Raw genomic sequence first — 14,149 nt, 5'->3', positions numbered from 1 at the left:
GTCCTCGCTCGGGAGCCCGAAACGGCTAGCCCGAAAGATACCGAGTCCTCTCTTCTTTGTTACTGCGCCCGGGACTCGGACAGCGCAGGCTGCCTTCCCCGTGGCCGCTCAGGGAAGTCTGAGATGCGTTTCTCGGAGCGGACGCCTTTCTCCCGCTGCGGTCGTCGCTCGCCCGCGGAGCGGATGCGGGCCACGCGGTCATGACCCGGATCGTGGTCGCGGACGATCATGTCTTGCATCGCCGCGATCTGTGCATCGCTTTACAGGACGCGATGCCGGCCGCGGAGGTTCACGCGGTCGAAACGCTCGACGCGGCTCTCGCGATCTTGGCGGGCGTCGGCGGCGTGGACATCGCATTTTTCGATCTGGAACTGCCAGGTCTGAAGACGCTCGGTCTCCTCTGCGAGTTTCGCCGCACTTTTTCGGCGACCCGCTTCATCGTCACATCAGCCGCAGACCTGACCGAGGCGGCGCTCCAGCCCCTGACGACCGAACCCCATGGTCGCGCGTCAAAGGGGCAAACCGACGAGGACATCGTCTTCGCTGGGGCCGCCACCCTTTCAGGCCGAATGATTCCGCCGTCCGCAATGACCTTCACCGCCACGCGAGCGCTGTCTGATCCAGGCTTCGCCGGCGTTTCCACGTTCGCCCGCGGCGGCCGGCGCCTTCGTCCCACCCGGCTCACCCGCCGTCAGCGAGACGTGCTCGCTCTGATCGTTGAAGGCCTGTCGAACAGGGAAATCGCGCAGAGGCTACGGATCGCCGAGCCCACCACAAAGGTCCATGTCGCCGCCCTGATGCGGACGCTCAACGTCCGGAACCGGACGGAGGCCGCCGTCATGGCCAGGAACCTCGCCGGGCTGCTGTCCAAGCTCGCCCTTTTGGACGAGAACGACCGCCCGGACGCGCCGGGCTGACGAGCCCCCGCGAAGCCTCGGTCCCGATCGGCCAGCCAAAAAGCGAGCCGCATAGACGCCCGGACCCTCAACAGGGCTTCCTCGAGCGCGGGCGGCCGCTCAGGAGGTTTCGAATTGGCCGGGGCCCGCCTTCCGAGACCGCCATGTTCCTAAAGGCCGTGGTTTGGTCGCTCAACCATCGCGCGCATACCACTTTCAGAGGAAGGCCTAATACCATCAGGCCTCAAGTTTCCAGAAGTCTTAAATCTTTTGAACGCTTACGACACGCGCGCCGAGATGTTAAGACATCATTAATACTAATCCAAATTCTCCAAGCCCTCCAATGCTCCGAACGGCTTGGAAGTCTTGGGACGCAAGTCGGTCGCAACTCCAACGAGGTCGCAATATGTCTCGGATCACGACGACCTACATACTATGTCAGACGGCGCTGCTCCGTGACGGAATGCGACGTATCTTAGCCGACACGTCCTATCGCGTCGCCGGCGCGGACCGCTGTCTCGAATCTCTGCGCGCCAGCCCGCCGGACACCAGGCCGCTGCTCTTCATTGTGTTCGTGGACGGACAGACGGGAGGCTCAAGCGTCACGGTCAGGGCGATCAAGGAATACTTTCCGTCCTCGAAGATCGTCGTGCTTGCGGCCGCCTGCGACAGCGACGATCTTATCCAGGCGTTCCGCCTCGGCGCCACTGGATACCTCATCAACACCATTACGGCTTCAGCGCTCGTCAAGTCGTTCGACGTCGTGATGGCCGACGGCATAGTGCTGCCGTCGATGACGCTTCCGCTCTTCGGCGAGAGCGCCCCCCGATCAGGCGCCACAGCCGAGCAGGTCGCGCATCACCCGGTCGCCGTCCTCGCGCCGATCGCCGGCGATCGGTCGCACCTCCCGACGCTTTCCGCGAGAGAGGCGCTGATCCTTCAGGCGCTTGTCACGGGCGACTCCAACAAGCACATCGCCCGCAAGCTGAATATAGCGGAGGCTACCGTCAAGGTTCATGTGAAAGCCATTCTCCGCAAGGTCCGCGTGCGCAATCGGACTCAGGCGGCGATTTGGGCCATGAACAATGGCCAGGCGAGCGAAGCCGGCTACGCGCGGTCGGAAACGCGTGACGTCGAGTTTCCGGCCCCGCATGCCGCGTTGCTGGCGTCAGTCGACGCACCGCCAGTGGTCTCGAATCGCGTGCTTCCAGAGCTCAGCGAACGCCACCTGGTCACGATGCGGGCCGGTCATGTGGCCTGATTGATCTCGCCTCGTTCAGCGACGATTTTCCTTAGCCGCCATCGCAAAGCGCAATCCGATCGGCGCTCGCTCGGTCCACGATCGGCTCTATGCCGATCGTGCCGGCCAATGACGCTTCATCGGAGCCGGGTCAGCGTCGTCCCCCAACGACAGCCGGCTCCTTTCTGACGCGTCCGATCGGATTGAAGCAACGAATAAGCGGTCCGCTCGGCGACGGAGGTCCAGCCTATCGTCCGCGGATCGCGCCAAGTCGGCCCCGCCGACCTGATCGCCGTTTCCGCCGATTCGTTCACAAGCTCGTCGAAAATTAAGTTCGCAGGATATTAATCTAAATTAGTCATGTTAAGAAAGATCTGGCCCTATTTGAGACACAAGGAGAATGTCATCGTTCTTTATAGGGACAATGGAAATAATCGATACGTAAAAAGACGTACATCTGATCTGGCTTTGCATCTTTCGCACCGAGTGTGCCGTGGCGGCACAGTTGATCGCACGACAACAGCGCCACGCCGCAGCCTAGGGTAAGGGTGATGCTATGTTGCAGGGATTAATCAAGGATCGCGGAGGCGCCACGTCGATCGCGCACGGCCGTTACACCATAGCCGTGATAGATGACCGTCATCTCGTGGCGGAGTGTCTGGCGCGCTGCCTCCAGAATAGTCGTCCGCTGGATCAGGTCGTCGCCTACCCAAGCGTCATCGACTGGATAGCGTCGCTTCATGAAGAAGGCGACGCGGCGCTGGTCATTCTAAGCATAGGTGGAAAGGCTGCGGAGGATCCGCATGTCGTCTCCGCCCTTACGACGCTGCAGGAGACGTGTCCCAGCGTGCCTGTCGTGTTGCTCGCTGACGGCGAGGAGGCGCGACAGATCCTGGATGCGCTCGATCTGGGCGTGCGCGGATACATCCCGACCAGCGTGTCCCTGGAGGTCGCCGTCAACGCTATGATCTTGGTAGGCGTCGGCGGAACGTTCATTCCGGCGAGCAGCCTCAGGTCGTCATGCAGCTCGGCTCAGCGCGAGGGATGCGCTCCCATCGCGGGCGGCGTGTTCACGGCTCGCCAAGCCGCAGTCATCGAAGCGCTTAGAAAGGGCAAGGCGAATAAAATCATCGCTTATGAACTGAATATGCGGGAGAGCACCGTCAAAGTGCATGTGAGGAATATCATGAAGAAGCTAAACGCCAAGAATCGCACGGAGGTCGCTCTAATAGCAAATTCGAGTATCGGCTGACGTGCGCAGGGATAACGTACGACCTGGCGTCGGTTCTGAGGTCGCGTGGGACATCAGAGGCGCAGACTGATCCCGCCCCCAACAGGCGAAGTCCAATCGCGAAAATGTCGAAGATCACTCGACAAGTATACGCATGGAGCTTGTCAGGATGGAAGGCGTCCAACTCGGTTAGTTCATTGGACCCAATCTGACGCAGTGTGATCGAGAGGTTTGATTGTGGACCGCGCAGGGATTGTCGGCGGCGAGATCAACAGCGCGCTATCGCGAAAACTCAGCGCCTTCGCGCCCTGGACGGATGATGAAGCCAGGACGCTGCAAATGCTGGGTTCGCGTCAACGCCGTATGGAGGCGCATCAAGTTATTTTCTACGAGAATGATGCAGTGAGTGACGTATTCCTTATCCAGCGCGGCTGGACTTGTGCTTACAAGATTTTGTCAGACGGAGCGAGGCAGATTATATATTTCCCTCTACCGGGAGATATTGTCGGATTTTCGAACCTGGTGGTCGGGAAGGCTACGACCTCGTTGGAGTGTCTGAGCGAAACGATCATATCGCCGATCTCGGCTTCGGCGATCTATGGCGTCCTGACGTCCGACAGCAAAGTGGCGCAAGGCATTCTGTGGGCGATGGAGCAGGATCGGGCGATGATGACGGAGCATCTCGTCAGCGTGGGGCGTCGTAGCGCGCTCGTGCGCACCGCGCATCTCATTGTGGAATTCGCGCTCCGTCTTCGTCTTATCGGGGCTCAGACGGACAACTCGTTCAACTTTCCCGTGAGCCAGGGCGTTCTCGCCGATGCGCTCGGGCTGACTGCGATCCACGTAAACCGGATCCTTCGCCAACTGCGCGAAGCCGATCTGATGACGCTGCAATCCGGACGGATAGCGATCCATGACATCGACCAGTTGATGGCGCTCGCCGCGTTCGACCCGACTTACCTCTCGCCACCCCGCGGGATGACAGACGACTAGGAACTCGGTCCTCGCGGGTTTCGCTCTACGGTTGATCGCATCGACATTTCTTAACGGATTGCCGTTTGCATTCGTTGGATGAATTGGCCTCCGGCGAGCGCCTGCGACAGCGTGTCCCCGTTAGTTCCGCCACCCTCGATTTCTGTATCGCCACGACGACGCGCGTGGTTGCGCAGCGCCCCGCAGGGTCTGGCCCATTGCTGCTCCCAAAGTGGGCGCTCGGCTAAATCGGGCGTCAGCGCCGCCGAACCGGACGCCTAGTGGAGTAACACCAATGCTCTCCGAAAGCGTTGCGCGATGCTGTTACGCTCTCAACATGGATGGCGCGCCTTTCACCGACCCGACTTGCGGAGGCGGTTAATCGCGCCGCGGAACAATTGGCGGGACCCGGCGATGACGTTATTGCTTCACTCGTCCAACAACCAAAGAGAACTCGATCTCGGAGCCCAATATCATTTCGCGCCTCATCGCTGCCGTTTCTGCGACGAGCCGTTGCTGGTCGACCTCGTTGATCTTGGCATGTCGCCGCCCTGCGAGGCGTTTCTTCGACCTGAGCAACTCGAAGATAAAGAAGCATATTATCCGCTGAAGGTCTGGGTCTGTACAAAATGCTTCTTGGTTCAGATCGCTAAATACGTTGAGCCGGAACACATATTCGACGAATATGCATATTTTTCATCTTATTCGACGTCATGGGTCGCTCACGCCGCCCGTTACTGTGACGCGATGCGCAGCCGCCTGGCTCTCGGACCTCGCAGCCTCGTCGTCGAAGTCGGAAGCAATGACGGATATCTTCTGCAGCATTTTGTTGCGCAGGGCGTCCCAGTTCTCGGCATCGAGCCGGCCGCCAACGTCGCAGCGGCCGCGATCAGGAAGGGCGTTAGAACTCAGGTCGCTTTCTTCGGACGCGATTTGGCGGAAGAACTCGTCGCGGCGGGATTCCGGGCGGACCTTATCGTCGGCAACAACGTGCTCGCCCAGGTGCCCGATCTGAATGATTTCGTGTCCGGTCTGGCGATTCTGATCAAACCCGGCGGAACCATCACGCTCGAGTTTCCTCATCTTCAAAAACTCCTCAGTGAATGCCAGTTCGACACGATATACCACGAGCACTATTCGTATTTTTCTTTGACCACGGTTCAATTGATCGCGGCCCGGCACGGTCTAGACGTCGTCGACGTGGACGAGCCGACGACGCATGGCGGCTCATTGCGCGTCCACCTGTGTCCTGCGGCAGCCCGCCGCCAAGCAGGTAAGGCCGTAGAGAGGGTGTTGGACCGCGAGCGCGAATTCGGCCTGTGCGGAACGCAAGTGTACCGGGCGTTTACCGAAGATGTGCGCCGCATCAAGCGCGAGCTGCTGTCTTTCCTGATCGCGGCGAAGAACGATCGCAAAACGATCTGTGGTTATGGCGCTCCGGGCAAGGGTAACACGCTGCTCAACTATTGCGGCGTCGGTGTCGATTTTCTCGATTTCACTGTGGATCGCAACCCGCACAAACACGGATGCTTTACGCCTGGGATGCACATCCCCATACGCGCCGTCGAAGCGCTTTATGAGGCGCGGCCCGACTATGTCCTGATCCTTCCTTGGAACCTCAAGCACGAGATCGCGCGGCAACTTCGTCACCTGGCCGAGAGCGGCTCCAAGCTTGTCGTTCCCATTCCAGAGCTCGCCATCATTGATCCAGAGGGAGAGTGGTGATGCAGGTCGTTCTGTTCTGCGGAGGTCTCGGCTCGCGCATCAGGGAATATTCGGACATCGTGCCGAAGCCGATGATTCCGATTGGCCAGAGACCGATCCTCTGGCACGTGATGAACTATTACAGCCAGTACGGTCACGACGAATTTCTTCTTTGCCTCGGCTATAAGGCCGACGTCATCAAGAACTTCTTTCTGAACAAGCGCCCTCATGACTTTGCCGACTGCATTGTGTCGAACGGCGGCGCCAAGGTCGAACTGATCGCTCCGGTCGAGGACGATTGGCGGGTAGCGCTCATCGACACGGGAATCTGGCGCAGCATCGGCGAACGACTGTGGGCCGTGCGCAAATACGTCAACGACGAGATGTTTCTCGCCAACTATAGCGACGGCCTGACGGACGTCCGCCTCGACGAAATGATCGAACGCTTCAAGGCGAGCGGAAAGATCGCGTGCTTCCTCGCCGTGCGCCCGCCGCTGATGTTTCACTTGGCGGATATCGACGGAGCCGGACATGTTCGGCGGTTCCAGTCCGCCGATGCGTTCGACATATGGATCAACGGTGGTTACTTTATCTTCAGGCGCGAAATATTTGACTATATGCGCGAAGGAGAGGAGCTCGTCCTGAAGCCGTTCGAGCGTCTGATCCAGGAGGATCAGCTCATGGCCTACAAGCATGAGGGCTTCTGGCGGACGATGGACACGTTGAAGGACCGCCAGGTGCTCGAAGGCCTTGTCGAGACCGGCCGCGTTCCCTGGCAGCTCGACGGTCTCCATTCCGACCGGAAGATCGCTGTCGGCGCGCCATGAGACCTTTGCGCCTCCTCGAGCCGCGGGAGGGCCGGCTCTCGATCTTGTGCCTTGGCGCGCATTCCGACGACATCGAGATCGGCGCCGGCGGTGCTCTGCTGCATTGGATCGCGTCCGGCCTGCAACTGGACGTGACGTGGTGCGTGCTGAGCGCGGCCGGCACGCGCGCGGCGGAGGCGACCGAGTCCGCGGCTTCGTTCCTGGAAGGCGCGGCCAGGTCGTCGCTGGAAATGGCGTCTTTCACGGACGGCTTCCTGCCGCAGGAGGGTCGCGAGCTGAAGCAATGGTTCGAAGATCTGAAGGGCCGTGTCGATCCGGACCTGATCCTGACCCACACCGGCGACGACGCGCATCAGGACCACCGCATGGTCCAGCAACTGACCTGGAACACCTTTCGCGACCATTTCATCCTGGAATACGAAATCCCGAAATGGGACGGAGATCTTGGGCGACCGAATATCTACGTCCCGCTGTCGTCGGAAATACTCAATAAGAAGATCGAGTTGCTGCAACGCCATTTTACGACGCAGCGCTCCAAGCACTGGTTCGAGCCCGACACGTTTCGGGCTTTGGCGCAGCTCCGCGGGAACGAGTGCAGGGCGACCGAGCGCACGGCCGAGGCGTTCCACATGAGAAAGGCGCGCCTGAGCTGATGTGCAAGCCGAGTTCGCCGCGACGCCAAATGCAGGCCGACAGGGAGCCGCCTCCGATGAACCGCCGCGTCTTGATCGCTTCGGACTACGGCGCGCGAGACGCGGCTTACAGCTCGCTGTCCTATGAGTTCTGCAAAGTCGCCGCCGAGTGCGACGACGCTCACCTCGTCGCCCCAAAGCTCCGGCAGTCGATCGTGCCCTTTGTCGACAATGTCATCGCCGACCACATCGACCGGGAGAGGGTCCAGCGCGACGTCAACCGGCTGCTCAAGGGCGTTCGCCGGCGCATCGGCATGAGGGACGGGCCGACGATCGAGCCATTCGAGGTCGATCGCGAATATGAGCTCTTCGTTTACATCGCCTATGACATCAATTCCCTGGTCGAGTTGTCCCGCGTCAAAGGTTGGCGCGAAAGGTGCTCGAAGGCCGTCGTCGCGATCCACGAGCTGTGGTCGACCGAGCTTGCGAGCAACAGGACGTATTTGAGCCTTCTCGACCGGTTCGATCATGTCTTCGTCCTCAGCGAGTCCGTCGCGGAGAAGCTTCAAAGCCACCTTGGGAAGCCGTGCGAAGCGCTCCCGTCGGCCTCGGACACGCTCGTGGCGACGCCGTTTCCCGATCTGCCCGAACGGGTCATTGATCTTTACTCCTTCGGCAGCCGGCGGGTGGATCTGCACGAGCACCTGATCGACCTCGTTGCGAAACGGGAGATATTTTACGTCTACGACTCGCTGTCGAGCACCGACTCCCGGATGCGGAACTGGCGCGAGCATCGTTTCCTGCTCGCCGACACGATGCGGCGCAGTCGCTACTTCCTGGCCTTCGACCCCGCCTCGCTGACGTCGCCGCGGTCCAGCGTCATCAACGGCGAAAGCGTGCTGCCCGGGCGTCTCTTCGAGGGCGTCGCGGGCGGCGCCGCGATCATTGGCTTCGCGCCGCGCTGCCGGGAATTCAAAAGACATTTTGATTGGCCGGACGCAGTCATCGACGTGCCCGCGGATCCGCGGGATTTCAAAGCGTTTCTGTCCAGCCTCGACCTGCAGACAGATCGTATGGATCGCCTACGGCGGACCAACGCGATCCAGGCGCTTCGGCGCCACGACTGGGCGTATCGCTGGGAGCGGATCCTGCGCGTCGGCGGACTTGAGCCGCATCCGAAGCTGGAGGCACGCAAGAGCAGACTGCGCGCGCTCGCAGATGCGGCGGAGTTCGGCGCGGCCGCGTTCGACGCGGACGGTCGGGGCGACCCACGCGAATATCGGCGTTTGAAAAGCTCTCCACAATCGTCCGCGCAAATCATGTGAGGTCACGCTGCAAGAATGCCGTCGTTAGGCCCGTTCGCTCGATCGATCCCGGCGCAAATGGAGGAATAAGTCATGAAAGTTCTTGTGACGGGCGCCGATGGATATATCGGCTGCATTTTGACCCCTTACCTGATGCAGCACGGCCACGAGGTCGCGGGTCTCGATGCAGGCTTCTACAGGGCGGGCTTGCTGTTCCACGACGACAAGCCGCGCCCTCGAACGATCACCCGAGACACCCGGGACGTCACGCCTGACGACCTCGCAGGCTTCGAGGCTGTCGTCCATCTCGCCGAACTGTCCAACGATCCGCTCGCCGATAACGACGTCGAGACGACATACTCCATCAATCTGCACGGATCGTTGGGCCTCGCACACGCGGCGAAGCGCGCCGGCGTGAAGCGCTTCGTCTACGCCTCGTCCTGCAGCGTCTACGGCGTCGGCGCGAGCGGCGTATGCAGCGAGGCGTCCGACGTCAATCCGCTGACCGCCTACGCCGAATGCAAGGTTCTTTGCGAACGTGGCTTGAGCGAACTCGCGGATTCGACCTTCACGCCGGTCTTCCTGCGCAACGCCACGGCCTTCGGGGCCTCGCCGCGGATGCGCTTCGACATCGTGTTGAACAATCTGTCCGGGCTGGCGGCGACGCGCGGCGTGATCGACATGTCGAGCGACGGCTCGCCCTGGCGACCGCTCGTCCATGTGCAGGACATCTGCCAGGCGGTCGACCTGATGCTCGCCGCCGCGCCGGATCGGATCCGCGGCGAGGCTTTCAACGTCGGCGATGACGCGCAGAATTACCGGGTGCGAGACATAGCTGAAATCGTCGCGCGTTCATTCCCGGGCTGCGCGACGCTGTTTGGGCCGCCAAGCCCCGACAATCGCAGCTACCGCGTGTCGTTCGCGAAGATCCACGCCGCGCTGCCGGAGTTCGTGTGCCGCTGGCGGGCCGATGACGGAGCGCGAGAACTGTGGCGCGTCTTCAATCAGATCGGAATGACGCGTGAGACCTTCGAAGCGGCGCCGTTCACGCGCCTCAAGGCGTTGAAAGCGCTAATGGACGCGGGCCAGCTCGATCACAATCTGCGCTGGGCGGCTTTCAACGCCAAACCAGAGGCCGTCGCGGAATACGGCGTGTCTCTGCACTAAACGCAAACACGCGCTGCATGCGGCGGCCGCACGCGGAGGGCTACGGGGCCTTGCTCACCGAGCGAACTCGGCGTCAAGGCTCGGCAAGGCGAGGTCTCGTTGCGAAATCACGCTCACGGGCAGAGGCCAGGGGATCGACAGCGACGGGTCGTCGTAGCGCACGCCGGCCGCATGATCGGGCGCGTAGGCGACCGTCATCTGGTAGAGCGTCTCCGTGTCGTCCTCGAGCGTCTGGAAGCCGTGCGCGCAGCCGGGCGGGATGTACAGCGACAGCATGTTCTCGGCGTTGAGGATGAAGGCCTGCCAACGCCGGAAGCTGACGGAGCCGGGCCGCAGGTCGATCACGACGTCGTAGAGGGCGCCGCGGCCGCAGCGCACCAGCTTGCCCTCGCTGTGCGGCGCCCGCTGGAAGTGGAGGCCCCGAACCGTGCCCGCCCGGCGCGCGGACGAGCGGCTTGCCTGCACGAAGTCGACCGGGAGGTTCGCCGCAGCAAATTCGCTGCGGCAAAACGTTCGGGCGAACGAGCCTCGTTCGTCCTCGTAAGATTCGAGCACGACGATCACGACGTCGGCGAGATCGGTTCTCTGGAACTTCATAGACGCTCTCAGAATCGAGAAGGCTGAGGCAAATATGACTCGGATCGGCGAAGAGCTCTATGCTCATGTCGGGGCGTTGTATCCGATATTTAGGAGCATCACCGGACCAGGCTTACGTCAGACGCTCGACTATATCGGGCGTCAGATACCTCTTCGGGTCCAGGAAATCCCAAGCGGCACGCAAGTTCTGGATTGGGTGGTCCCGCCGGAATGGTCCGTGCGAAGCGCGACGATCGAGACGCGGGACGGCCGGACGGTGGTCGATTTCGCGGAACATGGCCTGCATCTCGTGCACTATAGCCAGCCCATCGACAGGTTGGTGCCGCTCGATGAACTGCAGGAGCATCTGCACAGCCTGCCCGATCAGCCGACGCTCATTCCCTACCGGACCTCCTACTACAAGGAGAGCTGGGGCTTTTGCCTGGCGCATGAGGTGCGGACGCGGTTGCGGGACCCCGCCTACCGGGTCCGCATCGACACGACGCTAGCACCCGGCAGCCTCTCGCTCGGCGAGGCCTTTCTTCCGGGCGACGAGGCGGGCGAAGTGTTGATCTCCGCCCATATCTGCCATCCGCAGCTCGCGAACGACAACCTCTCCGGCATCGCGGTGGCGATCGCCCTTGCGCAGAAGCTGACCGCAAGGCGGCGCCGCTTCGGCTACCGCTTCCTGTTCATGCCTGGCACGATCGGCGCCGTCGCGTGGCTGCACCAGAACCGCGACGCCCGCGCCCGCATCCATCACGGCTTGGTGCTGACCTGCCTCGGCGACCCTGGGCCGCCGACCTACAAGCGCTCCCGGCAGGGCGCGAGTCTGATCGACCGCTGCGCCGCGCACGTGCTCTCCGACGAGGGATTCGCCGACCGGATCCTGCCGTTCACGCCATGGGGCTACGACGAACGGCAATACTGCTCGCCGGGGTTCGATCTACCGGTCGGCTGCCTGATGCGTTCTCCGAGCGGGGCGTTTCCCGAGTATCACACTTCGGCCGACGATCTGTCTCTGGTGACGCCCGCGGCGCTCGCCGATTCCTTGAGCCGCCTCGATCGCATCCTGTCGATGGCTGAAGATGACCATCGTCCGGTGAACGCCATGCCCTATGGAGAGCCCCAGCTTGGGCCGCGCGGTCTCTATTTCTCCCCCACTGATGACCCGCAGCCCTTCGCCACCGAGACGCTGCTTTGGGTGCTCAATCTGTCCGACGCCCGACATTCGCTCCTCGACATCGCCGAGCGGGCGGGGCGACCGTTCGAAGAGGTCGCGGCCGCTGCGCGCGTTCTTTCGGCGAAAGGCCTTTTGAGGCGCGCCGAAGTCCGCTGATGCGGTTGATCTCCGGTTCCGCGCTACCACCAAACAGACCGACGCTCTGCGGAGGCGCGGCGCGGCCGGACGATCAACTCTTGGCCAATTCCTCAAGTTCATCGACCGTGAGTATCCAGCCGCTGTCCGTCATAATGGTCACTCGTTCGTCCACCTCTTCCAACAATTCTCTGGCCAATATCAATGCATCCATTACAGTTATCACTACAACTGATTGTGGATCTCGTTTGGCGTGAGAGACTACAGTGTATGACATTGCCTTTCCCCGTTCCTGAAAACGCTGATCAAAATAGATTAGAATTTAGGTGGAGGGTCCTCAACGACTGAAAATGGCTAGTATTTTGCTATCGCATCATCTTCTGACTGGGCCAGGGCGCAAAAGATGGAGGGCGAAGTGGGGCGCTCCGCCAAAAGGTCGTAGGCTCGCCGACGCGCAGAGCATGAGCGCCGGCGCCCGAACGATCCGAGCCTCGCCTCTGAAGCGGCGCCCGAGGGCGGGCGGCCCATGGGCGGCCGCGGCGCTTAGCAGATTTCTGGCAGGTCGCCAGGACCCGAACAAGGGAGATCGAAGCGACGTCTGGCGCGCTTTGCGGTCTGAGCATCGTTCAGTAGGGTGCTGTGGGGTGGATAGAGGATTCGAAATTATGAGGCTCGCGCCTTTGGTCATCGGGGGCCTCGCCGTCGTACTCGCTGGCTGCGCTCACACAGATCGCGGTTATCGTTCTAAGGCAGTTGTTTATGAACGGCATGACACGCGGCGCGATGCGCGTCACCGAGACTATCGAGATGACCGGAGGTGGGGCCCAGATGATCGTAGGCGTTATGATAATGACTATAGGCGCGATCAGTATAGTCGCTACTGATCGGTTCAAGGCCCGCCGTTCGCTTTGGCCGTTTTCATGCGATTGCCGGCCAAAGCCTGCCTATGAGCGCGATGAGCGAAGACACCGCGAGCGCGTTCAGCAGGAGATGCCTTTGCGGCTCGGACAGCATCGCAGCTCGGCAGATCAGCATGAGGGCGCCAGCTAACGCCGTCGCGCCCAATAGCCAAGAGATGACCTCGTCTCGAATAGACGCCATTTCATCGCCCTTTCAACAAGGGAGGGCGACAATCTAGCGCGATCCGTCTGGGCGGATGATCGCGGGCGGATCAACTTGGATCACGCATGCGCTATCCGCGACGCCGTCATGGCTTTCGGCGCAAGTTTCCGTAGAGCGTTTGGCAGACCTCCCGGATCATGGGCCAGAACGCAAGCACCCCGATGCCGAGGGCCAGAAGGAGGATGGCGACGAAGACGTTGACGATGCCGAAATTCACGGCGTCCCGGGCGACGAAAAGCGCCGTGACCCAACTCGCCAGAGCAAGCGAGAGTCTTACGAACCAACCCAGCATATCCGCCCCTCCAGGGGAACATGAGCCTCGACGATTGGCAGCGGCGGTCACCTCGTCAGGCGATCGTGTGGAATCCGTTGTCGGCATAAACCACGGATCCGGTGAGCGGCGCGCCCGCGTCGCTTGCGAGGAAGGCGGCGATGCAGCCGATTTCCTCGATCGTGACCAGTCGGCCTGCCGGCGTTCGTGCGCGCACCGCGTCCATGAGTTCGTCGAAGCGGCCGATGCCGGATGCGGCGCGCGTCTTTACGGGCCCGGCCGAGATAGCGTGAGCGCGGATCCCGCGATCCGCGAGATCGGCCGCGACATAGCGGACGCTCGCCTCGAGCGCCGCCTTCACCGGTCCCATCAGATTATAGTTTTCGACCACTTTGTCCGCTCCGTAAAAACTGACGGTGAGAAGGCAGCCGCCGTTGGTCATGAGCGGCGCAGCGAGTTTCGCCATGCGCAGAAAGGAGTGGCAAGAAACGTCCATCGCTAGCGCGAAGCCTTCCTGCGAGCAGTTGACGACGCTGGTGCGGAGATCGTCGCGATCCGCGAAAGCGACGGAATGCAGGACGAAATCGAGTTCGCCCCATTCCCGCTCGATGCGTTCGAAGAGATCTACGAGCTGGCCGCGGACTCGGACGTCGCACGGAGAGAATATCGTCGCTCCCACGGCTTCCGCGACCGGTTGAACGTAAGGCTTCGCCTTGTCGTCCAGATAGGTCATCGCAAGCTCCGCGCCGGCTTCCGCGAAAGCAGCCGCACAGCCGGCCGCGATGCTGTGCTCGTTGGCGACTCCAACGACGAGTCCCCGTTTGCCGGCGAGTTCTGTGAGTCTGGGCATCGCGTCAGCCTTTCACAGTCGGGATGAGACCAGCCGCCT

General features: G+C 61.6%; 13 protein-coding genes. 10 read left to right on the top strand and 3 right to left on the bottom strand.

Annotated features, from left to right (window positions below; translation table 11 throughout):
- The first annotated feature begins 200 nt into the window (after positions 1–200).
- The 9 genes from EK403_RS16155 to EK403_RS16115 all read left to right on the top strand — a co-directional run bounded on the left by EK403_RS16155 (position 201) and on the right by EK403_RS16115 (position 9,973).
- Entirely contained in the window at positions 201–917 is a 717-nt protein-coding gene (locus EK403_RS16155; protein ID WP_128778504.1) for a LuxR C-terminal-related transcriptional regulator, read from the top strand.
- A gap of 385 nt (positions 918–1,302) precedes the next feature.
- Positions 1,303–2,157 (top strand): response regulator transcription factor, encoded by an 855-nt coding sequence (locus EK403_RS16150; protein ID WP_164919635.1) that lies wholly within the window; start codon positions 1,303–1,305, stop codon positions 2,155–2,157.
- 535 nt (positions 2,158–2,692) lie between these two features.
- On the top strand, positions 2,693–3,388 hold the full coding sequence (locus EK403_RS16145; protein WP_128778502.1) for a response regulator transcription factor: 696 nt from the start codon (positions 2,693–2,695) through the stop codon (positions 3,386–3,388).
- 216 nt (positions 3,389–3,604) lie between these two features.
- Complete coding sequence (locus EK403_RS16140; protein ID WP_128778501.1) at positions 3,605–4,360, top strand: Crp/Fnr family transcriptional regulator; 756 nt, start codon at positions 3,605–3,607, stop codon at positions 4,358–4,360.
- Positions 4,361–4,753: 393 nt separating this feature from the next.
- The gene (locus tag EK403_RS16135; protein WP_128778500.1) at positions 4,754–6,064 is read left to right on the top strand and encodes a class I SAM-dependent methyltransferase; all 1,311 of its coding nucleotides are present in this window, start codon (positions 4,754–4,756) and stop codon (positions 6,062–6,064) included.
- A complete protein-coding gene (locus EK403_RS16130; RefSeq protein WP_128778553.1) occupies positions 6,064–6,870 on the top strand; it encodes a sugar phosphate nucleotidyltransferase in 807 nt (268 codons plus the stop codon). Before EK403_RS16135 ends, EK403_RS16130 begins: the two co-directional genes overlap by 1 nt.
- Complete coding sequence (locus tag EK403_RS16125; protein ID WP_128778499.1) at positions 6,867–7,523, top strand: PIG-L deacetylase family protein; 657 nt, start codon at positions 6,867–6,869, stop codon at positions 7,521–7,523. The genes EK403_RS16130 and EK403_RS16125 overlap by 4 nt, the downstream gene beginning before the upstream one ends.
- A 56-nt stretch (positions 7,524–7,579) precedes the next feature.
- Positions 7,580–8,827, top strand: a complete 1,248-nt coding sequence (locus tag EK403_RS16120) for a glycosyltransferase family protein (protein WP_164919634.1) — start codon at positions 7,580–7,582, stop codon at positions 8,825–8,827.
- 72 nt (positions 8,828–8,899) lie between these two features.
- The gene (locus EK403_RS16115; RefSeq protein WP_128778497.1) at positions 8,900–9,973 is read left to right on the top strand and encodes an NAD-dependent epimerase/dehydratase family protein; all 1,074 of its coding nucleotides are present in this window, start codon (positions 8,900–8,902) and stop codon (positions 9,971–9,973) included.
- A gap of 54 nt (positions 9,974–10,027) precedes the next feature.
- On the opposite strand, the gene rfbC is transcribed toward EK403_RS16115, so the two are convergent.
- Positions 10,028–10,570, bottom strand: coding sequence for a dTDP-4-dehydrorhamnose 3,5-epimerase (rfbC, locus tag EK403_RS16110; RefSeq protein WP_128778496.1), 543 nt, complete (start codon positions 10,568–10,570; stop codon positions 10,028–10,030).
- A 34-nt stretch (positions 10,571–10,604) separates the two neighbouring features.
- On the opposite strand from rfbC, the gene EK403_RS16105 reads away from it, so the two are divergent.
- Positions 10,605–11,888, top strand: coding sequence for a DUF4910 domain-containing protein (locus EK403_RS16105; RefSeq protein WP_128778495.1), 1,284 nt, complete (start codon positions 10,605–10,607; stop codon positions 11,886–11,888).
- Positions 11,889–13,074: 1,186 nt separating this feature from the next.
- Here the strand turns inward: EK403_RS16105 and EK403_RS16100 are convergent.
- Together EK403_RS16100 and fabI are read right to left on the bottom strand one after the other, a co-directional pair.
- Positions 13,075–13,281, bottom strand: coding sequence for a hypothetical protein (locus EK403_RS16100; protein ID WP_128778494.1), 207 nt, complete (start codon positions 13,279–13,281; stop codon positions 13,075–13,077).
- Between the two features lie 55 nt (positions 13,282–13,336).
- The gene (gene fabI, locus EK403_RS16095; RefSeq protein ID WP_128778493.1) at positions 13,337–14,110 is read right to left on the bottom strand and encodes an enoyl-ACP reductase FabI; all 774 of its coding nucleotides are present in this window, start codon (positions 14,108–14,110) and stop codon (positions 13,337–13,339) included.
- Positions 14,111–14,149 lie beyond the last annotated feature (39 nt).

This window comes from Hansschlegelia zhihuaiae, from assembly GCF_004103825.1.
Classification (GTDB): Bacteria; Pseudomonadota; Alphaproteobacteria; order Rhizobiales; family Methylopilaceae; genus Methylopila; species Methylopila zhihuaiae.
This window is presented reverse-complemented; position numbering and strand designations above follow the sequence as displayed.

Coding starts and splice junctions, on each gene's coding strand:
- rfbC (WP_128778496.1), bottom strand. CDS start 10,570: ATGAAGTTCCAGAGAACCGATCTCGCCGACGTCGTGATCGTCGTGCTC.
- EK403_RS16115 (WP_128778497.1), top strand. CDS start 8,900: ATGAAAGTTCTTGTGACGGGCGCCGATGGATATATCGGCTGCATTTTG.
- EK403_RS16135 (WP_128778500.1), top strand. CDS start 4,754: ATGACGTTATTGCTTCACTCGTCCAACAACCAAAGAGAACTCGATCTC.
- EK403_RS16145 (WP_128778502.1), top strand. CDS start 2,693: ATGTTGCAGGGATTAATCAAGGATCGCGGAGGCGCCACGTCGATCGCG.
- fabI (WP_128778493.1), bottom strand. CDS start 14,110: ATGCCCAGACTCACAGAACTCGCCGGCAAACGGGGACTCGTCGTTGGA.
- EK403_RS16125 (WP_128778499.1), top strand. CDS start 6,867: ATGAGACCTTTGCGCCTCCTCGAGCCGCGGGAGGGCCGGCTCTCGATC.
- EK403_RS16100 (WP_128778494.1), bottom strand. CDS start 13,281: ATGCTGGGTTGGTTCGTAAGACTCTCGCTTGCTCTGGCGAGTTGGGTC.
- EK403_RS16150 (WP_164919635.1), top strand. CDS start 1,303: ATGTCTCGGATCACGACGACCTACATACTATGTCAGACGGCGCTGCTC.
- EK403_RS16105 (WP_128778495.1), top strand. CDS start 10,605: ATGACTCGGATCGGCGAAGAGCTCTATGCTCATGTCGGGGCGTTGTAT.
- EK403_RS16130 (WP_128778553.1), top strand. CDS start 6,064: ATGCAGGTCGTTCTGTTCTGCGGAGGTCTCGGCTCGCGCATCAGGGAA.
- EK403_RS16155 (WP_128778504.1), top strand. CDS start 201: ATGACCCGGATCGTGGTCGCGGACGATCATGTCTTGCATCGCCGCGAT.
- EK403_RS16120 (WP_164919634.1), top strand. CDS start 7,580: ATGAACCGCCGCGTCTTGATCGCTTCGGACTACGGCGCGCGAGACGCG.